This is a genomic window from Bacillus sp. URHA0034 (assembly GCF_056280405.1).
Map to the genome: position 1 here is coordinate 681,727 of NZ_JBWCDK010000002.1, position 23,626 is coordinate 705,352.

Here is a 23,626-nt window from a genome sequence, read left to right on the forward strand (position 1 = left end):
TTAGAAATATTTTATTCTCGTATCTATTAAATAAAAAAATTATTAACCTGGGGTTTCCAGATTGTTAAGGGTTCGTAAAGTTAGGTTAATTCCTTGTAAAGTTTCTTTAGATTAAATTGTAAAAAACAAAAGCTAAAATTATCATTAAAGAGACCAAGCCTAACAAAGGGGAAAAATAATCAGAATTGAAGATTGTCATCCTATTAGAATAACGGGGGATTTTATGAAACGTAAAATACTAGTAATCGATGATGAACCATCCATAATAACTTTGCTGCAGTTTAACTTGAGCCGTGCAGGATTTGAAATCATAACAGCCTTGGATGGTGAAGAGGGGAAAAGACTAGCTGAAACAGAAGCACCAGATGTTATTCTATTAGATATAATGCTCCCAAAATTAGATGGAATGGAGGTATGTAAGCAACTTCGACAAAAAAAGATAATGACTCCTATTTTAATGCTCTCAGCTAAAAACGACGAACTTGATAAAATAATCGGTCTTGAGTTAGGTGCTGATGATTATATGGTGAAACCATTCAGTCCGAGAGAGGTGATCGCAAGAGTTAAGGCTATTCTTAGAAGAGCTCAGATTCAAATAGAAGCTGTATATGACACTCCCATGGAAGAGGCACAAATAGAAATCGGAGAATTAGTGATTTTCCCCCAGAAATTTGAAGCCCATTTCAAAGGAAACCACATAGAATTAACTTTGAAGGAATTTGAATTACTGCTTTATTTAGCGAAAAATAGGGGTAGAGTTCAAAGTCGTGATGAATTGCTCAACACTGTGTGGAAAAATGATTTTTCTAGCGACACGAGAATTGTGGATGTTCATATTTCTCGATTAAGAGAAAAGTTAAAAGAGGAGACGAAAAGGCCGGTTTATATTAAAACATTTCGAGGAATTGGTTATAAATTGGAAGAGCCAAAGTGTTAATGACAAAAAAAGGCTGCCTTCCGTCATTGCCTCGGTTTAAGTTTGAGATTAACTTTGGCTTTTGATGATCATGACAAACGAACAAGTTATAGTTTTGCTATTTTTGCATATAATTAACCTAAATTAGCAATCTATCAGTAAAGGATGAGATTCTATTTTATGGAATTAGGCTGCCTAGTATCAAAACTAAATGAGATGACTTTTTCGTTATTGTTAGCCGGTTATAAAACTTGTCCACCTAATTGGTCTAAAAAGGGGAAAAAACCTCTCTACCATTCCCTTTGGTTTATTACAAAAGGAACTGGGGAAATCGTGATTAACGGGAAGAATAGTTCACTTGTGCCAGGAAAGCTCGTCGTTTTTACGCCAGGGATGATTTGTGACAAAAAAACTTCCCCATCTGATCCGCTTGAATTTTATTTTATTCGTTTTACTCCTGCCGTGGCATTTGAGAAGAAAGAACAATGGTATTTTAAACTCCCACAGGAAATCACCTTTCCATTACACGGAGTTTATAGCATTAAAAATAGTGCAGAAGTTATCCTTTTATTAGAAGAAATCAATTCTCTATCAAAACGAAGAGGTGTAACCATAGCCTTTAAACAAAAGATCCTTTTCCAGGAATTATTACTCTCCTTTATCCATGACTTTCATTCTCAAACTATACCTGGGGATACAAATCGAGTAATTGAGGAAACGATCGGTTACATGGGAAATCATTATAATCAGGTGATAACCTTAACAGACTTAGCAAAGTTGGCTGGCTTAAGTAAGAGTCACTACTCTAGACTGTTTAAAAAGAATGTGGGTTACAGCCCGATTGAATATTTGACCCATCTGCGTATTGACCGAGCAAAAGAACTGCTTGCCCATTCAGATATACGGATTAAAGAAGTCAGTCAAAGTGTCGGATATGAGGATGAACTATACTTCAGCCGGATATTCAAAAAAATAGCAGGGGTATCCCCTACTCAGTTTAGTGATGACCAAAAAACATCCCCTTCAGCATTGATGAAAAAGGGTGGCTTAATCAATAGATAAACCATCCTTATTTTGTTTCCTTAGTTAAAAAAAAACGTTCAACCAACTGCCAAGAGATTACTTAAACTCTTTCCTTCATTCGATTTCCTTTACTCTGATTAAGACATAATTGATAGTAAACGGATTGGTTTTTTAACAGTTGTTGATGATTCCCCATTTCTACCATTCTACCTTTATCCAAGACGATTATTTTATCCGCATGCTGAATCGTAGAGAGTCGATGTGCAATGATAATCGTTGTTCGATTTTTTGATATTTCCTTTAAGGTATCTTGAACAGCCTGTTCTGTTTCTGTATCAATATTTGCCGTCGCTTCATCGAGTATTAGGACATCATTGTTGGCAATCATTGCTCTTAAAAAAGCAAGCAGCTGCTTTTGACCTGCCGATAATACAGTTCCTTCCTCTCCGAGCAATGTTTCATATCCTTGCGGTAATGTACTAAAAAACAAATCAATATTTACCGCTTTAGCTGCTTTTATAATAGATTCATCACTGACTTCCCGATGATTTAAGCGAATATTATCAAAAACAGTACCTGAAAAAACAAAAGGGTCTTGTTGAATAATTCCAATGTGCTTTCTAAGCTCATTTAATGGAACTTCTTTAATATTGATCCCATCTAGTGTGATGATCCCCTTTTGGTTATCATAAAACCGGTTGATGAGTTGAATGATCGAGCTTTTGCCTGCCCCGGTTGCCCCGACAATCCCAACTGTTTCTCCTTTATTGACTCTAAATTGAATATCCTTTAATACCCACTCTTCGTTCTCATAGGCAAACCATACATTTTGAAAAACGATTCTGCCCTGAACCCTCTCCGGAAGTTTCTTAGCCTGAACAGGGTTTAGGATAGTTGGTTTTGTATCCAGCGTTTCAAATATCCGTTCAGCTGATGCTAGCGCGGCTTGTATCTGGTTAAACCTGTCTGCTAGCCCTCTAAGCGGTTCAAAAAACTGCCTGACATAATGGGTAAACGCATAGACAGTTCCAAACGTAATACTCCCGTCTAAAACACTCCTTCCGCCATACCAAACTAGGAGCGAAAGTGAGATATTTCCGAAAAGACCGATTGAAGGGTTGAAAATGGAATTAATGATCGTTTGACGCATACCAGCCCGGTAATGCTTCTCGTTTAATTCATTAAACATCTCCAATTGTCTTCCTTCACGAACAAAAAGTTGAATAACAGTCATCCCTGAGAGATTTTCGGCAAGAAAAGAAAGAAGCCTTGAAAGAATCGTTCGCAGATTCCTTTGTGAGGTACGTAACACTCGTTTAAAATAAAAGGTGACTATTCCAATAACAGGAATGACAATGAAGCAGATAAGCGTTAGTTTAACACTCATATAAAGCATCAAGAATAGAATTCCGATGAGGATAAGGACATCTTTTACTAAATTAACCATTACTTGTGAGTAGAGTTGGTTGAGGGATTCGACATCATGAGTTACCCTTGTTACTAGTCTGCCAATCGGATTTCGTCGATAAAATGACATTGGCATTTGGGAAAAATGATGGAAAATGGCTTGCCGAAAGTCAAAGATGACATACTGTCCAGTAAATTGCAGTGTGTTATTTTGAAAATACGTACATAGGGAAGAACCGATAATTAATAAGAAATACAGGATCCCCAAATAAATGAGACCTTGATAATCATTTGTTCGGAATTGGTCAACGTCCTTTGTCGCTAAATTAGAAACGGGATACGTATGATTACTTATCTTAATTTCACGGCTATCCCGATGGAGTTGATATTCTTTTACTTGGTTGAGTCCTTCGTTCCACCCATGTACAAGATAATAGTTATTTTTTATCGAAACAATGGCCGTTTTCTCTGCTCTTGAACCTGGCTGGAAGTGGAGATGAGAGGATTCCAATCGAAAATAAACAATTTGATCGATCGTCGCTATTTCCTTATATGGAATATTCTTTTGTTCCAATTGCTCTTTCACTTCAGCCGATTTGGATTGCTGTGCGGAAATCATTGGGTCATATAATCCATTTATATGATTGTCAATTGCCACTTTTAAGATGAAAGGTTGAGCTAAGCTTGCGATAACAATAAAGCCAGTTAACAGAATCGAAAATAAAAGGAGTTTCCAATATGGTTTAGCGAACGATAGCATTCCCTTTGCTAATTGACGATCACCCATTTTAGGATTATTTCCCTCTTTTTTATTTCGAATCATTCCCTCCCCCTTCTTTTAATCACAATTTTTTTTTCATAAATAACTGGTCTTTTTGACTGAACAGAGGTAAGTCCCGTTATTTGCTGTGTATACATTTTTTTATAAATACCATCTTCCTTTAATAGAGACAGGTGCGTTCCCCTTTCGACTATTTCCCCTTTATCTAATACAATTATTTGATCAGCTTCTTGAATGGTAGAAATTCGATGACTAATGATAATGGATGTTCGACCTTTCATCTCAGTCCGGAGTGTAGTTAAAATATTCGCTTCGGTTTTAGAGTCCACTGCTGAAAGGCTGTCATCAAAGATAATAATAGGTGAATGTTTGATTAATGCTCGAGCAATACTGACACGCTGCCTTTGTCCCCCAGATAACGAAAGACCCCGCTCCTCTAATTCGGTTTGAAACTTATTAGGAAAACCGATAATATCAACATAAACTTGGGCTTGCCTTGCTGCTTGGTATACTTCCTCATCCTGATAAAGGTTCGGGTCGAAAGAAATATTATCTCTAATCGTCGAGGAAAATAAAAAATTGTCTTGCGGAACATAGGCAATGGAAGATCGCAGTGTTTTTAATGGAATATCGTGAATATCAAGATGATCGAAAAAGATGGTATTTTTGGGGGGATTGTATAGACGTAAAAGTAAATGAACTAGAGTGGATTTTCCGCTGCCTACCTTTCCAACAATGGCCAAACTTGTTCCTCTTGGGATGGTGACGTTGATATTACGCAAGGCATAACGATTGTTCCTTTGATACTTAAAAGATAAATTTTTTATTTTCAGATCCCCCTTTATTGAAGTTAAAGGAAGCAGCCCTTCTGCATCTTGAATATCCGGTTCAGTTGATAGAACCTGACGAATCCTGTGATCTGCAGCTTTTCCTTGTTGGAGAAGATTAATGACCTTACCTATATTTTCAATCGGACCAATCAACATAGATAAATAAGTATTAAAAGCAACAAAGTCACCAAGCGAGATGATGCTTTTCATAACCAAGATGGATCCCACTACGATTGAAAGTAAATAACTAAATCCAATGATACCTTGACTTAGTGAAGTAAAAAGTGAGTTCGAGCGGATTAGTTGTTTATTTACCTCGACATTTGACTCATTTTCTATTGTAAACTTCTTAAGTTCCTCTTTTTCCTGTACATAGGTTTTTATTACACTAATTCCCGAACAAAATTCTTGAACACGACTTGTCAATGTCCCTATAGCCTCTTGTACTTTTAGAGAATGCATTTGAACTTTGGTTCGAAAACGGTAAGCAATGTAGGTTAATCCAGGTAATGGTAATAAGACAAGAAGTGTAAGGTAAAGATTAATGGTACCGCCCATCATAATACCGGCTATTGATATTAGTACTACGGCCTCGACCATCTGAAAATATCCCTGCATCCCGATTTGCCGGAGGATATTCACATCGTTTACAGCATGGGCCATTAAATTCCCAATTCGTTGATTCTGAAAGTAATCCGCCTCGAGCTTCTCCCAATGGGAAAATAGCTGCGTCCGCAAGTCCCGTTCCAGCATTCTGGACATGCGGAATATATAAATTCTGCCACTTGACCGAAATAAAAAGGTTCCAATTCCGGCAATCGTAAACCAAAACGACAATTTAAGTAAATCTGAAACATGAAGGGACCCGTTTTGAAGCCCGTCGGTAAACTCCTTTAATAAACTAGGAACCGATAATTGCATAACAAGCGATATGGATAACAAAACTGTTCCAAGCAAATAACTCCATTTATGTAAGACAAAATGTTCTCTAAAAATTGGACCATTTTTCATTAAATCACTCCTTCATAAAGGAATATGCTTAGAATATCCTACCTAACCTCCAATCACAATGGATTTCCCCGCCATGTTTCATGGATTATCTTGCTTTTTAGAAACTAGGAAAACCCCTTCCTTGAAAATAAGAAAGAGGTTAAACGGATCATATCAATTTAAAACTCGAACTCCCATGAATAAATTACCTAATTGTCCTTTACGGGCTCGTCTTCCTTACATACACTAATAGGAATTCATCACTAGGAGTGAAGACCATGTCCTCTAACATCGTTTCAAATGTAAGATATGCCCTGGCTTATACAGTCCAAGCCATTCGATATACGGAAAGTGCGTTAATTTTTTTCCGAGAACTGACTGCCTTTCCTTTCCCGCCAAATCCGATTAAAGAACAATTCTACCAAGATGCGATTGATAGTCTCACAGAGGTTTATCTCGCGATTAAATGTTTACCCTTTGATACTTATTTTCCAAGCGACCCAATATTCCAAAACATACCTATTGCCCCCGAGATTCAAGATAACCAACTTCTCATTAATCTGTCTGACAATCGAATTACTTTGGCATTCGAAAAGACGAAAGAAACGATTGAGTTTATTAACGAAGCTATTTCCTTAAGCGGTAAAAATGATAAACTCCAAGGGCAGCTTGCTTTTATTAAAATTGAGTTAGAAGCAGCAAGAGACTCACTGGTCTCTGGTATAAATTCGTCTGATTTTATGGTGAATTAGAAAACGAGTACTGTTCTTTTTTAGGACAGTTCTTTTTTTCGAATAATATTTAATCTAGTAATTCTTCAAGGATAAATTTTATTTTTTGCAGGTCTTTATTGTTTGCTTTTTTCATCATCAGATCCATGAAGGGAGTAAACAATTTTGAAAAACCTGTTGGGTTCCCTTTGTTCCGCAGCGTCATTCTAGTTAGATTATTTTCAATCGGTTCCCAAGTGTAGATTGTTTCCATTGGAAAAGGACCGTCTGCCGTTTTCATAACAAGCTTTTGTCCCGATATAAATTCGGCTACTTCGTAAACATAGGCAAGTTCTCTGCCTAAGAATTGAGCTTTGAAGGCCATTTTCGAACCCATTGTTAGAGGTTTAGGGGTCAACCATTCAACAGATTTAATATTTACATACCAATCCGGAGCATGATCAGGATCTGCTGCATATTCCGCAACTTGTTGTAGCGGGCATCGGATGGTTATTTCTGTTAAGACGTCTACCATATCTTCGATTTAATCTCCTAACAACTATTATCTTGATGAATGATTTTGTTCTAGATAATTTTTCAGCAGAGTACCAAGCAGATATTTCCAGCCCTCTGAATGTTCTTGTTCCCAGTTTTCCTGGATGATACCAGATGCATGATGGGAAAGCTGCAGCACTGTCGCCCCATCCTTCTCAATAAGACGATACGTGTAGGAACTGTTTACCGCCCCTTGCATTCCGAGATGACCATGTAGGCGGATTTCTTCAGGTGCATTCACATAGTAAACATTACCCCAGACGGCACCTTGATTTTCACCCCACTTTTCAATAAATTGTCCCCCCGGAACAGGATGAAAGGTAAACTCAGATGGGACCCCTTTTGGCGCCAAACGGAACTCCCACCAATCGCCGGCCCGTTCTGTTAAGGCTTTGAAAACTTGTTCACGTGGAGCATCAATTAATACCTCTTGCTCAATTTTAAAAACTTGGCTTTGATCTTGGTTTGTTACGTTCATATCTAATTCTCCTCCTGTTTTTTGAACCACTGATTGTAAATTTAACAATGAACTGGCTGCTGCCTGCATGTATTTTCCAATCCAGCGATTATGCATCTTCTGAAGTGGAACAGCATTGAGAAAATTGCGCCGATATTTTCCTTCACGCCTGACGACCACTAAGTTTCCTTCCTCAAGTAATGACAAATGCTTCATAATCGCATATCTAGTGACCTCCGGAAAATAGTCGTTCAGTTCTCCTGTTGTTTTAGGTGATTCCTTCAGAATATCAAGAATTCGTCTGCGAATTGGATGTCCTAATGCCTTAAAAACTGTGGAAAGTTCGTCCTCCATTCCAACGATCCTTTCTAAGAAATATAGCAAATTACATGTGACCTAATGGTCACATTTAATAAGTGACTTTATGGTAACATGTACAATAACAAAGGTCAAGTTACCAAATCTATCCTTATCTTTCCAACGTTCGGTAGAAACAATCATCTTCTCTCAGGACAAGCATAAAATGGAATAACACCTTTTTTTATTGAAAGGAATGTTTAGTCCATGGCCCTTACTAGATCTAAGTTAACTGCCTCGCTTTATGCTTTCATCTCAATTAGTTTCTGGGGAATTTCCTTTGTATCAACGAAGGCTGTTCTAGCAGAACTTGATCCTTTTTCGATCGTTGTATTTCGCTTTGGAATAGGTGCCTTATTTTTACTGCTGCTATTACTAATCCAGCGTACCCGGCTGCTTGTCTCTATTAAATATCTTCCCCATTTAATAGTACTGGGTATTCTTGGTGTTTTTGTTCATCAATTGCTCCAGGTAACAGCGTTATTAACAATCCATGCATCTTCAGCTGGATGGCTCATATCGTTTTCCCCCATCTTTACAGTCATCCTATCCGTTCTCTTTTTGCATGAAAAAATGACTTTATCTAAGGCAACGGGAATGGTCCTAGCTATAATAGGTGTACTGCTAGTTACAACGACAAGAAGTGGGCATTCTTTTGCAGTCAGCATGAACATCGGCTTTTTTCTCATGCTTTTAAGTACCTTGAACTGGGCTGTTTATTCTGTGCTATTAAAAAGCTTACGGATTCCCTATTCTCCTCTTTTGATGACCTTTTATATGAGTTTACTTGGATTGATTCTAACGGCGCCTTTTATGATCCGGAACAAGGGCTGGGAATCCCTTTTACTGCTTAATCATACAGAGTGGGCGCATTTGTTGTTTCTTGGTGTCTTTGTTTCGGGGATTGCTTATTGGTATTGGGGAAAAGCACTCGAAGTTTTAGAGGCCTCTAAGGTATCAATGTTTCTATATATGGAACCTATCTCAACATTAGTTGCGGCAGTCTTATTTTTACAAGAAAAAGTTTTAATCATAAGTATTGCTGGGGGAATCATAATTATAATTGGAGTGATTATTGTTAACGGTCAGCTTGTGCCTCTTTTGTTCAGCCTCTTCAAGAAAAAACGTCCATAGGAGGAGAGCTTTATGACTTTGACAAGTAGGATAAAGAATGTATTAGATCCCTTAAAAAGTCCCTCTAAAGCACAGTTAAAAAATGCACTAGTAAAACTAGATATACAACTTAGAGATTTGAGCTTCCTCCCAGAACCGACCCAAGGAAAACCGTATAATCGAAAACTATTATTTAAAAATGAAGAAGTCGAGATGCTCGTGATGAATTGGTCTCAGCTGGAGTGTGCCCCTCATGACCATGGCCATTCACATGGCTGGATACAAGTCCTCTCGGGCACCTCTATTAATACGATTTATGAAATGAGCGGAAATAGCTTACCTGTTGAATTGTTACAGGAGTACCACCATCAAGGGAACTATTTATATGCACCGAAAAAAGCGATCCATAAAATGCAAGCCTCCAACCATGCAGATTTGATTACCCTTCATCTTTATTCACCACCTATTGCCGGAATGATTGTGTATGACCTAAAAAAATGTGCCGCTTGCATCGTTTCTGATGACTGCGGCGCGTGGTGGCCGGACGAACAAAATCAGAAAATAAAAGAGTTCCAACTAAAAAAAGAAAGGTAAACTTGTAATAGTCAAAAAAGAGGAGAGGGTGTACCGAAAAGTTTCCTTTTGGCACACCCTCTTTTTGATTTCCTAAAGATTATGCGTTAACCGACTTCCTTCGAGAAATAGGCTCTGATTTGCTTTTGGCTAATGTCCAATCCAAAGACTTAAAACGCCAGGCATTTGCTGCAAATTGTAGCACGATTAAACTGCAAAAAGCTGTCCAGGCGCCGGTTTGCCCTAAGTGATAAACTTGAGTTAGCAAAATCGTACATGGGATAAAGTAAATCCAATTCAATAATAAGGAAGCCCGAGACAAGAAGGTTGTATCCCCCACTCCTCTCAGTCCGCCAGAAAGTATAATGCCGGCTCCGCTAAACAATAGAATAAACGAAGCTAAATGAATGAGGGAAACAGAAGTTAAGTACACCGCAGAATCTGAGGTATACAATTTAGCCACAGGTAAGGAAAAAACAAACAATAAGATCGATATCAATAACATAAACCCTATGCCTAGGTACACCGTTACCAGTCCAAACCGTTTCGCTTCCGTCGGCCGCCCTTTACCAATTTCTTGACCAATACCAACGGTGGAAGCCGCTCCAAATCCATTTGCTGGCATAAACCCAAAAGATAAAATATTTAGAGCAATTTCATTGGCAGCAATCGCCACTGTCCCAAGTCGAGTAATACAAGCGGTAAATATCAACATCCCCATACTATTCGACAATTCCGTTATCCCTAGCTTTGAACTTTCGAACAGCAATAATCGAACCTGCTGCCGCTCAATCCGAACCCATGAACGGGTAAAATATTTTTCATTTAAAAAGCGGTAATAGACAAGTATATTTAGCAGGAACGTAATTCCTTCCGCTGCCACCATACTCCAGCCCGCTCCTTGTAAGCCTAAGTTTTGAAAGCCAAACTTTCCGTAAGCTAATACATAAGTTAAAAACACCACAAGTGCACTATTAATTAAAGAGATGTTCATGGGTGTTCGCGTATCACCTGTTGCCCTCATATAGGCATAAAAAATAATATTAAATACAGTGAACATCATGGCAAACATCCGGACCTGAACATATGGAACTCCAAGCTTTAAAATTGCTGTGTTTGATCCCATGACTTCTAGTATGAAATGAGGAATCATAAAGCTGGCACAGAATAAAAGGATCGCCTGCAAGGCAGCTAAAATTATTCCAATTTGCATACGCTGATTGCCCTGCTTCATGTTTTCAGATCCATAGTTTTGGGCAACTAAATAGTTAATGGCTCCTTGATTGCCGGAAAACAAGGCCCATAAATTGTACATTAAAACATTGGTAATCCCGACCACTGCAATAGCTGTAGCCCCCAGCTTGCCAACAATCATCAAGATAAGCAAACCTGTAACCGTCATGGAGGAGAAGGTTGCAATCGATGGAATAGCTAAATGAAGAATTTCCTTTATTAATTTCATGATCATCCCACCGTCATTTTTAAATTATTCATGAGAAACTAAATATGCACTAGATACTATGTGGAACCTCCCCTCCAATTAGAAAGCGCTTTTAATCTGTTAAATTCTAAATTATTTTGAGGTTTTGGTATATGGGCAAATTGCACAAAAGTAGGATGAATTGTAAAAGGAATGACTGGGGAATATGTGGGGGTTTAGTTTGTAGGCAACTACCGCAAGTAATGAGGCAGTTGCCTTTTTCTTATTAAATTAATGATGCAAATCAGTTTATTGAATCAATATTGATTAATCATTCTAATACGAAGGTATTAAAAGATTCAGGCTCTAATGTAACACGATAATTTTTATTATCTAGTTCCATACAAAGTTCACGTGCATCATTAAATGGATTGGCAATAACCACCACCTTAGAACCATCAGGATTTTGAAATGCTACTGAATTACCAGACCAAGGCCCTTTTGTATCCATCCTAACAGCACCAGGAGTAATATAATGAGAAAAATGTTTCATGACATAAAACTCTGGATTAAACATTACTTCCTTCGTGTCTGGATCTATCGTAATCATAGAGTTTTGTTCCCACCCCCATGTGCTCCGGCCAAAAGGCTCCAGCACCATATTCCAATAAACATAGGAATTAGCTCCATTTACAAAGTAATGTCGGAACAAATTATAGACATAGTGTGCATATTCCCAAGAGTTCTTTCCATCTCCACATTCATTTTCGGTCTGCATATAACGTAATTCAGGATAACTTTGCACCGTTTGTTGGATTGTATATTTACCTGCCCATTGAAAACCGACACCTTTAATGTATTGATAAGCATGGGGGTCACTGAGAACCGTATTTACCATTTGATCATAGTCGGAGGCTGACTTTTGAAATAGTTTTTCTACAATTCCATTAATAGTGCCCAGCCAAATTTCGGTGTCAAGTCCATGTTTTTCAAAGGCTGGACCTAAATATTCGCTGATAAATTCCCTAAGCTGCTCACCTGTCCAGACACAGGATGGAAATTTCTGATCAGCAACGACTTCATTTTGCACATGTATTTGATCTATCGTAATTCCTTCCTGTTTGTATGCCTCCACAAATTTTACAAAGTATAAGGCATATGCTTCTAATACTTCTTTTTCCCAGCGTAGCTTTCCATAATTATAAGCTTTAGGAAATTTCATCCATGTTGGCGGGCTCCAAGGAGAGGCAAATAATTTCATTTCTGGATTTCGTGTTAGCGCTTCTTTTATGTACGGGATTAAATATTTTCGATCCCTGTCAATATTGAAATGCTCCATGTGATAATCATTTTCTACTTCATTATGACTATACCATTCTAATGCATAGTCACTTGCCCCGATTGGAAGTCTGCAAATAGTAAATTTACACTCGCCATTTGGATCAAACAGTGTATCAAACACTTTATTTTGTTCTTCTTTACTTAAATGTTGAATCGCTGTTATCCCCAACTCATTAAAACAGCCGCCAAATCCTTCGATGATCCGCTCAGTTTTACTGGTCAAAGTTAAATTAGGTAACCCTGTTTCTGTTTGGTGTACTTCACTGGTATTCCAACTTCCCTGCTTTGTCGTTGAGATCCATTGCACAGAATTTCTCTTCATTGGTGATTCCTCGCTATCCTCATGGAATGTGATGGTTCCGCTGCTGATCGGTTACACCAGAACCATTCAAGTCTGTTACTATTACGTCTCTTCGATAATCAGGACTCCCCAAGGCTCTATATCTAAACTTTCCTCGATCGTCACAGTACGATCTGTTAACAATTCCACCCCACTGTTATGAGGATACTTGATAGAATCCCGGGCATCTGAGTAATTAAAGTAATAATGAACATTTTTACCTTTTTGATTAATGCCTGACTTTACAATTAACGGAAATGCAAGCTCTTGGTTTACTCCCCAAAGGTTTGCATGTTTAATCACATGTTTCAATATGTTATGCATGATCGCTGCACTAGGGATGCAGCCAATATAGGTTGCTATACCTTTACCATAACCATTTTGTGTAATAGCGGCATACCTTCCCCAATGTGGGTGATCATAATAAGCTAATACTTCCGCCGTGGTTGGGGTTATCAGTTCCATCCAGGTGTCCACCGTATTATTTTCTTGGCCCACCTCAAAAGGATCATCCTTTAAGGAAACATTCTTCGGTTCAACAAACATATTGTAATAAATACCGCAAGCCTCATTAATGATTCCTGGCTGATGAGTGGTTCTTACCTTTACATTTTCGTCAGTAAATCCACTCTTGAAAGTATATACGATGTGACCACCATTTTTAACAAACTTGTTTAATCGTTCTAGCAGTTGATTAGAAGCAGTATATAAGGCTGGTACGATTAACATTTGATAGTTTTCTAGGTTTTCACTAGTCGGATTTACAAAATCACAGCCAATATTCATTTTGTAAAGCTCGTCATACATCATGCGAACAATATCATTGTAATTTTTAGTGCTGGAAAAATTAAATTTAAACCACTCGATAGCCGTTAACGATTCATTGCTGACCAATATGGCAACTTGATTATTTTTCTCAAGGTTCACAAGATGTGGAGAGAGTCTTGCGAAATCCCTGCCGATAGTTTTGGCCTCATTATAAACGGGATTGGGTTCAAAATCGTGGCTTAACAGCCCTTTCCAATAAGTTTCAAACGAGTTGTGGATGGAATGCCAATGCCAATAGGCGACCATGTTAGCTCCTGACGCTAAATGTGAAAACGCCTGAAGCCTTAGCTGCCCTGGGTACGGAACCCAATTGGTAAATGCCTGTGCTTCCGTTTCAACTACAAGATAATTGGTTCCCTTCGTAGAACGAGCAACATCGCCGCCAAACGAAATTTCAATCCCGGTTAAATCCTCCTGCGAAGGATGATAGATATCCACTCCAGTTACATCAAATGCTTTAGCTGCTTCAAAATGATTAACTCTTGGCTGAATCCCATAGGAATAGCCACGCCATTCAAAATCAAAGTTTTGCATCACAAACTGGTCCGGACGTTTATACTCATTCACAATAGAAACCTGCCAAGATAGAAAATCCGTTACTAGCTGCCGTTGAAATCTTGCAAACTCCGCCCCTAAACTTCCATTTATGGTTCCAACTACAGAAGGGAAATCCTCCCAGCTATTAATGCGATTGCTCCAGTAATCTAATCCGAATACGCTGTTAATGGTATCCAGTGTTTTAAACTTTTCTTTCATGTATTTTACGAATAACACCTGAACATTCGGACCGGCGGTGTCATAATGCTTTGTCTCATTATCCGTCTGGTAGCCAATTATGGCTGGATGGTCCTTTACATGTCCAATTAATTTCCGGATAATCCGTTCAGCATAAAACAGATACGTAGGATTGGTGATATCCATAATCTGACGAGCCCCATACTTTCCTGGTCCTTTTTGGGTAATCGCCAATACTTCTGGATGTTCCTTTACCATCCAAGTTGGGATCGCATAGGTGGGGGTTCCAACAATTACTTTGATTCCGGCATTATGCATAGCATTCAGTACCCGGTCCACTGAAGTAAAATCGAAAACGCCATTTTGCGGTTCATGGGTGCTCCACGTCGATTCTGCGATTCGAACCACATTAATGCCTGCATCCTTCATCATCTCGATATCTTTTTCTAATCGTTCATAGGGCATATATTCATAATAGTACGCTACACCGTATAACAACTGTTTCATTACATTTCACCGTCCTAATCTGTGTAAACCACTTGTTTATTTAATCGCGCCATCTGCAATTCCCTTAAGAATGTATTTTTGAAAAATCGCATAAAACACAACCACAGGCAGCGCCGTAATGATAAGTCCTGAGAGGATCTTTGGCCAATCACTGTTGTATTCCCCGAATAACATGTTAATGGACAACATCAGGGTATAATTATTTACATCAGTCAACATGATTAAAGGCAATAAGAAGTCATTCCACAACCATAAAATATCTAAAATTAGAATTGTGGCTGTGATTGGTTTTAGAAGAGGAAAAATGATTTTCGTAAAGATTTGAAAGTCATTACATCCATCAATTCTTGCCGCTTCCTCCAGCTCTTTAGGGATGGTTTTCACAAAACCATGATATAGAAAGATGGCCATGTTTACACCAAGCCCAATATAAATGAGTCCTAACCCATAAATCGAACCCTGTACATGTAACCCTTTGGCTACCTTGGTCAAGGTAATCATGATTGAATGAAAAGGTACAAGCATTGAGGCTAGGAATAGCCTGGAGTCCTAGCTAATTTATAACCTGCAAGCGAACCGCAAATAACAATACCTGCTAATCCTATTACCGTGACAAGGACCGTATTCCAGGCGCTATGAAATAAATCTAACTGTTCAAACACACCCGTATAATTTTCAAAATGTAATTTTGTCGGCAGTTTTAAAACGGATTTAAAAATTTCTCCTTGTGTTTTAAAGGAATTAATAAAAGCCATGTAGATGGGAAAAAACGATATAGCCGCAAAGATTGCTAGAATTAGAGTAGCCGCTGCCCCGTATAGTTTTTTCATTATGCTTCCACCTCTTTCTTTTTCAACACTTTAACTTGGATCAAGGTAATCACTAAAACAATGAGAAAGAGTATCATTGCTTTTGCATTAGCATAACCATACCTAAAATTATTGGAGAATGCTTCTTCATAAATATTAAGGGCCATTACCTGTGTTGATCTTCCAGGCCCGCCTGCTGTGAGTGCATAAACAACATCAAACACTTTAAAGGCACCATTCAATGTCAAAAAGGCACAAATGGTTATGGCGTGCATAATCATTGGAATCGTAATATGAATAAGTCGTTGAAACGGATTTGCACCATCAATCATCGCTGCCTCCTTAAGATGTGAGGGTACACCTTGCAGTGCTGCCATATAAATGACCATCATATAGCCAATCCCATGCCACAAAGACACGATAAGAATGGAATAGAAGGAAACTTTTGCATCACCAATCCATGGTTGTTCTAGCAGATGAAAAATCGCTTTTTTCGATAGTTCAGGAAGTACATTCGAAAATATAAACGAAAACATCAATGCACTAATGATTAAACTTAACATATTTGGCATAAAGAATAGGGTTCGAAAAAAGCCTTTCGTCCTTACTCTAGTTTCAATAAAAAGTGCTAGAAGTAGCGCGATCACATTTTGGAATACAAACATGAAAGCCGTATATTTTAAAGTAAAGAAAAAGGAATGACGAAAATCAGGGTCATCTTTAAACGCTTCAATATAGTTACTAAAACCAACAAAATGAAAGGTTTGCGATAAGGCATTCCAATCGGTAAAGCTATAAAACCCTGCCCCGACCGTTGGAATCAACAAAAATACAAAATAAAAGATAAAGGCCGGAAGAACAAATAATAGTAGACTAAGAGTACCTTTTTGTTTTTTCAAACTTAAGGTGCTTTTTGAGCTTATTTTCGGTTGAACTTGGTTGATAGCGATTTGATTGCTTTGTTTTCCTAACTGTGGCATTGCACCCACCCCATTGACAGTTAATTTTTGATAATGATAAAGACAGCTGTGTAGAGCTGCCTTTATCATTGTCTGATGATAATCAAATTACTTATTGTTTTTATTGAATTGATCCCAGGCACGATCCAACCCTTTGATGACCTCAGCTTTGGATGCATCTCCTGCAAGATAACTCTGGAATAATTTTTGCGACTCGTCTTTAACCGCAGATGGAATTGCAGGGTCCTGATAAGCTCTGCCTTGTGAAACATAATCAGATGATTCTTTTAGCCATGGAAATGGTGCAAATGTATGAACTTTTGAGATAGGATTAAATCCAAGGCTCTTATAGAATTCACTGGAATCTTTATCATCAAGAATATAATTGATGAGGTCTTTTGCGACAGCTTTATTTTTACTCATTTTGGAAACAGCTAGTGATGTAGATGTACTTAAATTCAATAAAGTTGCTTTTGGATCATCATTAATAGGCAGTGGTGCAACACCAAATTCAAAGTCTTTATTTGCACTTACAATGGAATCTGCCATCCATGGTCCTTGGACCCACATGGCAGCCTTTCCATTCGCAAAATCAGAGGCTCCTTGATCTTGTCCGTTTTCAAAGGCACGTGTTGTTCCATTGGAATTAACTAAATCCATGATATCAAACAAGTCTTTAACATCTTTAAACGAACCTTTACCTTCATTCATGCTCTTTATAAAGTCAGGAGTCGTTGTACTGGCGTCCCCACCTACAGTAAGTGGTAAAAATAATTGCGGGATGTATGCATCTTTATAAGTTAACAAGAACGGTGTGATCTTATGTTGTTTTAATACTTTTATGGTTTCTTTCATTTCGGACATCGTCTGTGGTAATTTTAAACCTAAGTCACTAAAGATTTTCTTATTGTATAAGTAACCCCATTGAAGAGTCTCTAATGGGATTGCTACTACTTTACCATCGGTTGTGGTGACAGCTGGTTTAACCGTGTCATACAACTTATCAGCAAACGGTTCCTTTGATAAATCTTCTAGATAACCTGCTTTATTAAAAAGAGGGATATCATTTATCGCATGAAGACTGAAAATATCTGGGCTATCACCTGAAGCTAATCTTGTCTTTAATAGCTGTGATGCCTGATTTACATTTGGTAATTCCAATTTGATTTTGACATCAATGTTTTTATCCTGTTTCTCTTTTTTGACAAACTGATCAAAATACGTTTCATATTGTTTCTTAAATCGTGGTTGTCCAATAAAAACTTTAAGTTCAACTTGTTTTGACGCCTTTGTATCATTTTGGCCTGAAGCAGTATCATTTGAACTACAACCCGCTAACAAACCAATCCCAAGAATCAAGCTAAGTGCTGTTGAAATCGCTTTCTTCATCTTTTATGGCCCCCTGTTAAAGTTTTAACTTACACTCTTATCATAAACATCCCACTCGTACTCGAATATTGAAAATATTAGCGCTTACATTTGGACTTTTTTAACCTTGCCTCATTTCTCCCGGAGAAATTTTGAAGTATTTTTTAAAAACACGATAAAAATAGGACAGGTCTTCATACCCCACCATTTGGGCAATGCTTTTGATTTGAAGTTCATTTGCATCAATTAATCTTTTCGCATGTTCCATTCGTCTGCTGACAATGTACTCTGTAATATTACACTCATACATAGCTTTAAATGCTTTGCTTAAGTATTCTTTACTAACGAAAAACTTGTTGGCTAATACATCCAAAGATAGATGGGATTCTGTAAAATTCCGTTCTATGTATTCTTTTATTTCTTGGAGATCTACTCTGCCTTTTCGTTTCTTAACCTGGAGCATATATTCCACAAAACGTTTCCCTAAATCTTGATGTTTCTTCATGATTAACTCAAGTGACAAGCCGCTTTCATAGCTTAATTCTTCATGTTTAAACACCTCTTGAACATTGCAATCATTTTTAATCATTTGAGCTTCTAAAATCAGAATAAACTCGTGTTCAATTTTAGCCAGTGCATGGTTGTCCACTCCATCTACTTTCTTTAAATCAATGAAAAAACGCTCCATGACATTTTCAAAGCCCTCTGTATTTAGTTCATCCAAAAAAGAGATAATTGTTTTTTTATAGTCCATCATTAACGTAGAGATATCTTTACTTAAAAAAGAAAAAGGCTTTAAATGCTGCCTGGATTGTCGTTTTATCTCTTTTACACATTTTTCTATAGTTTGATTTAATTCGTCTGCATTGATTGGTTTCAGCAAATACTCATTGGCTTTCGAACGAATCGCCTGGCGCATATAATGAAAGTCATCATAGCCGCTGGCTACAATCAACTTAATCTGAGGGAAACGTTCGGCTACAATCCGAAGTAATTCCATGCCGTCCACACCAGGCATTTTCATATCGGTAATCACAATATCCGGGGACCATTGTTCGATCAATTTCAACCCCTCTTGTCCATCCGCAGCCTCCTCAATGGCTTCAATCCCATAGTCCTGCCATTTTCCAAACTGCTTAATCGTCTCTCTTGTCCATTTTTCATCGTCAACAAGTAATGTTTTTATCATGTTATACCTCCAATAGCATCCTTGCAGGAATTGTAATTACGATTTGCGTTCCATGATCTCCGCTTGAAATATCAAGACCGTATTCTTTACCAAAGTACAATCCGATTCTAGCAGCAACATTTTTAATTCCAATACTTCCTTTAGTATTCAAGGGCTGGGATAAATCGTTAATTTGACTTATGAGTGTTCTCAGTTTCTCCTCAGGTATTCCTACACCATTGTCTGTAATGGTTATCTCAATATCATCAAAGACTTTCTGCACTTCAACGGTGAGTTTCCATAGACCAACCTTTTGTTCAAACCCATGATTAAATGAATTTTCCACCAAAGGCTGGATTGTTAACATAGGGATTTCGTACGTTTCAGTACCTTCCTCTATATAAATATCCGTCTCTATTTTTCCATCAAAACGTTGATTTTGAATATAGAGGTAATTTTTTATATGTTCGATTTCATCTTCAATTAACACCAAGTCTCCTTGCTTCCCTGTAATATAGCGGAACATATCACTTAGTGCACATATCACCCTGTATATCCGCTCAGCATTATGGGCTACTGCCATTCCCCCGACTAACTGAAGAGTGTTATATAAAAAATGAGGATTGATTTGTGCTTGCAGCGCCTTAAATTGAGCCTCTTTTGTGGCAATTTCACTTTTGTATTCTTTTTCTATCAATTCATTTATTTGATAAACCATAGATGTAAATTTTTTTTCAAGCAGGCCAATCTCATCGGATCGTTCGGTTTCAATTCTTACATCAAAGTTGTTTTTTTCCACTTTTTGCATCGCATCAACTAAATGAATAATGGGCTTTGTCGTTCTTAAAGATATAATAATAGATAAAAATATGGTCAGGATGATAGAAAAAACACCGATGATAACTGCGTAGATCAATGTCTTCGTTACACCATTCATGATGAGTGTTTTAGGGATAAATTTCACAATTACTACTTTTTGGTTAAATGCCTTTTGAAAGAAAATATATCCACTTTTATCATTAAAATAGTAAACATCCTTCTTACTTTTGTTAATTTGCTTTATTATTTTTTGGAAATCAACTGATGGAGTTTTAATACGGTTAGGATTGTATATGATTTGACCTAGGTTATTTAATAGATAAACAGAGCTTTCTTTTTCTGATTCCAGCATCTCAATGACACTGTCGATCACATTCCAATTCACATCAATCGATACCCCGCCAACTATTTTTCGATCCTCAAAGCGAATAATACTTCTTGTTAGTGAAAAACTTTGCTTGGAATCTCTACTATCAAAAATATAATGGGGATTGACACCTAATTTAGACCAGTTTGTTCCCGAAAGATTCGATATCTTCGAAACTTTGAAATCTTCTTCTGTAAGTGAATAAACTGTACTTTTTTCTTTGGCATAGATTGAAAAACGATCAAGATTTTCATTTCTATAATAAATGGAATATAACTTGTCTTTTATGTAGTTTAGTGTACTAAAATTTAAAGGGGTATTTTCATCACTAGTTTGACTTATACTTGGTATTAATTTTTCGTCAAGTAAACTAGAAAATAATATTTTGTCACTTTCTTTTAATTTTTCATCTACATACTTTCCAGCTAAAACGATTCTGGATTCATTTGAACTGATAATTTCTTTTTCATAATTTCGTTGCGATACATTGATTGAAAAAATAATGAGGATCAGTAACGGGATGATCATGACAGATAACAGTAGAAACATTAATTTATAGCGGATATTTCCCGCAAGTTTACGAAGAAGTTTTTGCTGTAAATAATTTCGAATCCTTATTGGGAGCCTCGTAATTTTCAACATAGCGCTCTTTCCTTTTCTACAGAGGATATTCTAATGCAAAATAAATTATATCAAAAACAAAAAGGAGTAAAACTCTTACTCCTTTTCATCCACTTTGTATAGAATTTAGTTAGCAGAAAAACTAAAAAGCCTTTCTAAATGACGAACTACTTCATCATTCTCCGCTTCAACCACTTCTAAATACTGTGGTTTATTAAACAATTGATTGATTTCCCCAGGGTATGTCTGCTTAATATCACAAAGTTCAATGGATTCATTAAACTTTGCCGGATGGGCTGTTGCCAGTGTTACACACACCTCATTCGCATGATTACATTTTTCGTAAGCTGCGACACCGCAGGCAGTGTGTGGATCTAATAAGTAACTAGTTTCATTATAATACTTACTGATCGTCTGCAAGCATTCTTCCCCTTCAACTCCATGTGCTGCAAAATCCTTTTGAACCTGTTGGAGCTGATCTTCGCTCACAACAATTTTTCCTTCTGCCTTGAATTTCGCCATTAAGTCGGACACTGCCTGTGGATCTTCGCCAAGCAAGTAGTACAGGTAACGCTCAAAATTGCTGGCTACTTGGATATCCATCGAAGGGCTGTAAGTACTTCGGAATTCACCAGGCATGTACACGCCATCCTGGATAAAGCTTTCTAATATATTATTCTCATTCGTTGCAACAATCAGCTTACCTACAGGAAGACCCATTTTCTTGGCAAGATAACCAGCAAAGATATCACCAAAGTTTCCTGTCGGAACGCTAAAGTTAACACTCGTTAGGTCATTCTCTTTTTTCACTTGGAAATACGCATAGAAATAATAAACGGTTTGCGCCAGAATACGTACAAAGTTAATAGAATTAATCGCGCGGAGATGATATTTGTTTTTAAGATCTACATCTGCGAACAATTCCTTAATGATTCTCTGACCATCATCAAACGTTCCTTTTATCGCTAAATTCAACACACTTTTATCAGCAACAGTCGTCATCTGTAATTCTTGCACCTTACTTACTTTACCATGCGGGTGCAAAATACAAATGCGAATCCCTTCTTTTCCTCTAACACCTTCAATGGCAGATGCACCCGTATCACCTGAAGTTGCTCCGAGGATATGAATGGTTTCTCCTGTCTTTTTTGAGACATAGGAATATAAATTCCCTAAGAATTGCAGCGCAATATCCTTAAAAGCAAAGGTTGGACCATGAAACAGTTCCAGCACATACATATTATCTTTCACTTTTTGGACAGGTGTTACTTCCGGGTGACGGAAGGTTGCATAGCTTTTCTCGATTAATGTCTTTAGCTCATTGCCTGGAATCTCCCCATCAACATAGTAGGAAAAAATTTCGCAGGCTAATTCCTGATACGTTAAATCTGACATGGCTTCTAACTTCTCGGCAGGAATTTGAGGGATTTTCTCCGGTACTAATAGTCCCCCATCATTTGCCAGTCCCATTAAGACTGTATCAATAAATCCAATTTTATTAACTTTACCTCTTGTACTAACAAAGTTCATAGCGCCCTCCAGGTTTATATTAAAGTTGTATGTCTTAGTTATCATACTTGTTCAATTTTTATAGTGTAACAATACTATATTCTTTTTTTGCTTTAAAATATATAAAGTTTATTTTAATACATAATTTAGCGAATAGTCTATAAATTTCGTTTTAGATAGAGAAATTTTTAAACATTTACATTTTTCGATAGTAGATTTCCTCATAATTACTCAACAAATAGGAGGAACCCTCGCATTTCATAAGAAAGTGACGATGAAAACTCTTCATACCCATACAGGAAGTAAGGAATCTATATTGAATTATACTTTTACAAGGAAAAATAACCTTGTATCAAATCGGAAAGGTTGTGAGTTTATGAGACTTTCAGATGTACAGCCTAAAAAGAACTTCAGCTACATCTTCGTTCAATTTCCAGGAATGAAAATGAATGTCCCAATGCTCTCGAACAGTGAGGGAAAGGCGGTGAAAGAGGATGTTGCTTTATGTGTCCAATTAGATAGTAAAGACAAAGTGAATCAACTGTACTTTGTCCGTACAGAAAGTATCAAACCTTTTGACTTTACAGCTGAAGGAATTGGAGCAATAGCATCTTATCGAGTCATTAAGCAAAAAGAGAATTCTCAAGACTCACACTCGAAAGAACCTGTTGATTTTATCACGGCTATTACGGATGAAGTAGAAATTGTCCAAAAGAAAACAGATACAGGGTATCACTTCGTCCTAGTATTAAATAATCGTGAAATTGGTTTAGTCGCTTCAGTTGAAGTAGAAGAATTACAACCAGTGAAAGGATCAATGCCTCTTAAAGAGAAAGCGACCGAAACTGTCACCTCTATCCTTGATCAAAAAATAAATAAGGCTGTCTTAGCTAGGAGAGCCAAAAAGATAATTATCTTAGGAGGCAATCTCTTTCAGGATCATATAGTTATAGAGCCAATCCGAATTCTATTAGAGGGCGTTAAAAGAAAAGTTACCGTATTTTCTCCTGCCGCATTAGATTTTATCGGTCCGGGTGATCAGAACCAAACAATCGTAATCAAGAGGGGGTGGTGAATAGGTTTGTCCATTATGGATTCCACAACTTCATATTAGTATCTATCG

At 37.4% G+C, this 23,626-nt stretch carries 18 protein-coding genes and 1 pseudogene; 6 read left to right on the forward strand and 13 right to left on the reverse strand.

The window, feature by feature from the left end; translation table 11 throughout:
• Nucleotides 1-223 precede the first annotated feature (223 nt).
• On the forward strand, nucleotides 224-937 hold the full coding sequence (locus tag ACZ9EE_RS05525; protein WP_476025663.1) for a winged helix-turn-helix domain-containing protein: 714 nt from the start codon (nucleotides 224-226) through the stop codon (nucleotides 935-937).
• A gap of 159 nt (nucleotides 938-1,096) precedes the next feature.
• Entirely contained in the window at nucleotides 1,097-1,978 is an 882-nt protein-coding gene (locus tag ACZ9EE_RS05530) for an AraC family transcriptional regulator (protein WP_476025664.1), read from the forward strand.
• A gap of 61 nt (nucleotides 1,979-2,039) precedes the next feature.
• Here ACZ9EE_RS05530 and ACZ9EE_RS05535 read toward each other — a convergent pair whose 3' ends face one another.
• Together ACZ9EE_RS05535 and ACZ9EE_RS05540 are read right to left on the reverse strand one after the other, a co-directional pair.
• Nucleotides 2,040-4,169: an ABC transporter ATP-binding protein gene (locus ACZ9EE_RS05535; RefSeq protein WP_476025665.1), complete on the reverse strand. Its 2,130-nt coding sequence runs from the start codon at nucleotides 4,167-4,169 to the stop codon at nucleotides 2,040-2,042.
• Complete coding sequence (locus tag ACZ9EE_RS05540) at nucleotides 4,166-5,968, reverse strand: ABC transporter ATP-binding protein (protein WP_476025666.1); 1,803 nt, start codon at nucleotides 5,966-5,968, stop codon at nucleotides 4,166-4,168. The genes ACZ9EE_RS05535 and ACZ9EE_RS05540 overlap by 4 nt, the downstream gene beginning before the upstream one ends.
• A gap of 257 nt (nucleotides 5,969-6,225) precedes the next feature.
• Between ACZ9EE_RS05540 and ACZ9EE_RS05545 the strand changes: the two genes are divergently transcribed.
• Nucleotides 6,226-6,699 (forward strand): hypothetical protein, encoded by a 474-nt coding sequence (locus ACZ9EE_RS05545; protein WP_476025667.1) that lies wholly within the window; start codon nucleotides 6,226-6,228, stop codon nucleotides 6,697-6,699.
• A 49-nt stretch (nucleotides 6,700-6,748) separates the two neighbouring features.
• Here the strand turns inward: ACZ9EE_RS05545 and ACZ9EE_RS05550 are convergent, their stop codons facing one another.
• Entirely contained in the window at nucleotides 6,749-7,192 is a 444-nt protein-coding gene (locus ACZ9EE_RS05550; RefSeq protein ID WP_476025668.1) for an SRPBCC family protein, read from the reverse strand.
• A 27-nt stretch (nucleotides 7,193-7,219) separates the two neighbouring features.
• Complete coding sequence (locus ACZ9EE_RS05555; RefSeq protein ID WP_476025669.1) at nucleotides 7,220-8,023, reverse strand: SRPBCC domain-containing protein; 804 nt, start codon at nucleotides 8,021-8,023, stop codon at nucleotides 7,220-7,222.
• Between the two features lie 210 nt (nucleotides 8,024-8,233).
• On the opposite strand from ACZ9EE_RS05555, the gene ACZ9EE_RS05560 reads away from it, so the two are divergent.
• A complete protein-coding gene (locus ACZ9EE_RS05560; RefSeq protein WP_476025670.1) occupies nucleotides 8,234-9,160 on the forward strand; it encodes a DMT family transporter in 927 nt (308 codons plus the stop codon).
• Nucleotides 9,161-9,172: 12 nt separating this feature from the next.
• A complete protein-coding gene (locus ACZ9EE_RS05565) occupies nucleotides 9,173-9,733 on the forward strand; it encodes a cysteine dioxygenase (protein WP_476025671.1) in 561 nt (186 codons plus the stop codon).
• Between the two features lie 79 nt (nucleotides 9,734-9,812).
• Here the strand turns inward: ACZ9EE_RS05565 and ACZ9EE_RS05570 are convergent, their stop codons facing one another.
• The 9 genes and pseudogenes from ACZ9EE_RS05570 to thrC form a co-directional block, all read right to left on the reverse strand.
• Complete coding sequence (locus ACZ9EE_RS05570) at nucleotides 9,813-11,174, reverse strand: MATE family efflux transporter (RefSeq protein ID WP_476025672.1); 1,362 nt, start codon at nucleotides 11,172-11,174, stop codon at nucleotides 9,813-9,815.
• A 289-nt stretch (nucleotides 11,175-11,463) separates the two neighbouring features.
• A complete protein-coding gene (locus ACZ9EE_RS05575; protein ID WP_476025673.1) occupies nucleotides 11,464-12,795 on the reverse strand; it encodes a glycoside hydrolase family 30 protein in 1,332 nt (443 codons plus the stop codon).
• An 81-nt stretch (nucleotides 12,796-12,876) separates the two neighbouring features.
• Nucleotides 12,877-14,883 carry a beta-galactosidase gene (locus ACZ9EE_RS05580; RefSeq protein ID WP_476025674.1) on the reverse strand — a complete coding sequence of 669 codons (2,007 nt, stop codon included), beginning with the start codon at nucleotides 14,881-14,883 and terminating at the stop codon, nucleotides 12,877-12,879.
• 36 nt (nucleotides 14,884-14,919) lie between these two features.
• Nucleotides 14,920-15,713, reverse strand: a pseudogene (locus tag ACZ9EE_RS05585) (carbohydrate ABC transporter permease).
• Complete coding sequence (locus tag ACZ9EE_RS05590; RefSeq protein WP_476025675.1) at nucleotides 15,713-16,672, reverse strand: carbohydrate ABC transporter permease; 960 nt, start codon at nucleotides 16,670-16,672, stop codon at nucleotides 15,713-15,715. Before ACZ9EE_RS05590 ends, ACZ9EE_RS05585 begins: the two are co-directional and overlap by 1 nt.
• 87 nt (nucleotides 16,673-16,759) lie before the next feature.
• Nucleotides 16,760-18,040, reverse strand: a complete 1,281-nt coding sequence (locus ACZ9EE_RS05595) for an ABC transporter substrate-binding protein (protein WP_476025676.1) — start codon at nucleotides 18,038-18,040, stop codon at nucleotides 16,760-16,762.
• Nucleotides 18,041-18,140: 100 nt separating this feature from the next.
• Complete coding sequence (locus ACZ9EE_RS05600; protein ID WP_476025677.1) at nucleotides 18,141-19,208, reverse strand: response regulator transcription factor; 1,068 nt, start codon at nucleotides 19,206-19,208, stop codon at nucleotides 18,141-18,143.
• A gap of 1 nt (nucleotide 19,209) precedes the next feature.
• Entirely contained in the window at nucleotides 19,210-21,015 is a 1,806-nt protein-coding gene (locus ACZ9EE_RS05605) for a sensor histidine kinase (RefSeq protein ID WP_476025678.1), read from the reverse strand.
• Nucleotides 21,016-21,120: 105 nt separating this feature from the next.
• Entirely contained in the window at nucleotides 21,121-22,524 is a 1,404-nt protein-coding gene (gene thrC / locus ACZ9EE_RS05610; RefSeq protein WP_476025679.1) for a threonine synthase, read from the reverse strand.
• A gap of 253 nt (nucleotides 22,525-22,777) precedes the next feature.
• Between thrC and ACZ9EE_RS05615 the strand changes: the two genes are divergently transcribed.
• Entirely contained in the window at nucleotides 22,778-23,578 is an 801-nt protein-coding gene (locus tag ACZ9EE_RS05615) for a hypothetical protein (RefSeq protein WP_476025680.1), read from the forward strand.
• The last annotated feature ends 48 nt before the right edge of the window (nucleotides 23,579-23,626 follow it).

Coding starts and splice junctions, on each gene's coding strand:
- ACZ9EE_RS05525 (WP_476025663.1), top strand. CDS start 224: ATGAAACGTAAAATACTAGTAATCGATGATGAACCATCCATAATAACT.
- ACZ9EE_RS05530 (WP_476025664.1), top strand. CDS start 1,097: ATGGAATTAGGCTGCCTAGTATCAAAACTAAATGAGATGACTTTTTCG.
- ACZ9EE_RS05535 (WP_476025665.1), bottom strand. CDS start 4,169: ATGATTCGAAATAAAAAAGAGGGAAATAATCCTAAAATGGGTGATCGT.
- ACZ9EE_RS05540 (WP_476025666.1), bottom strand. CDS start 5,968: ATGAAAAATGGTCCAATTTTTAGAGAACATTTTGTCTTACATAAATGG.
- ACZ9EE_RS05545 (WP_476025667.1), top strand. CDS start 6,226: ATGTCCTCTAACATCGTTTCAAATGTAAGATATGCCCTGGCTTATACA.
- ACZ9EE_RS05550 (WP_476025668.1), bottom strand. CDS start 7,192: ATGGTAGACGTCTTAACAGAAATAACCATCCGATGCCCGCTACAACAA.
- ACZ9EE_RS05555 (WP_476025669.1), bottom strand. CDS start 8,023: ATGGAGGACGAACTTTCCACAGTTTTTAAGGCATTAGGACATCCAATT.
- ACZ9EE_RS05560 (WP_476025670.1), top strand. CDS start 8,234: ATGGCCCTTACTAGATCTAAGTTAACTGCCTCGCTTTATGCTTTCATC.
- ACZ9EE_RS05565 (WP_476025671.1), top strand. CDS start 9,173: ATGACTTTGACAAGTAGGATAAAGAATGTATTAGATCCCTTAAAAAGT.
- ACZ9EE_RS05570 (WP_476025672.1), bottom strand. CDS start 11,174: ATGAAATTAATAAAGGAAATTCTTCATTTAGCTATTCCATCGATTGCA.
- ACZ9EE_RS05575 (WP_476025673.1), bottom strand. CDS start 12,795: ATGAAGAGAAATTCTGTGCAATGGATCTCAACGACAAAGCAGGGAAGT.
- ACZ9EE_RS05580 (WP_476025674.1), bottom strand. CDS start 14,883: ATGAAACAGTTGTTATACGGTGTAGCGTACTATTATGAATATATGCCC.
- ACZ9EE_RS05590 (WP_476025675.1), bottom strand. CDS start 16,672: ATGCCACAGTTAGGAAAACAAAGCAATCAAATCGCTATCAACCAAGTT.
- ACZ9EE_RS05595 (WP_476025676.1), bottom strand. CDS start 18,040: ATGAAGAAAGCGATTTCAACAGCACTTAGCTTGATTCTTGGGATTGGT.
- ACZ9EE_RS05600 (WP_476025677.1), bottom strand. CDS start 19,208: ATGATAAAAACATTACTTGTTGACGATGAAAAATGGACAAGAGAGACG.
- ACZ9EE_RS05605 (WP_476025678.1), bottom strand. CDS start 21,015: ATGTTGAAAATTACGAGGCTCCCAATAAGGATTCGAAATTATTTACAG.
- thrC (WP_476025679.1), bottom strand. CDS start 22,524: ATGAACTTTGTTAGTACAAGAGGTAAAGTTAATAAAATTGGATTTATT.
- ACZ9EE_RS05615 (WP_476025680.1), top strand. CDS start 22,778: ATGAAAACTCTTCATACCCATACAGGAAGTAAGGAATCTATATTGAAT.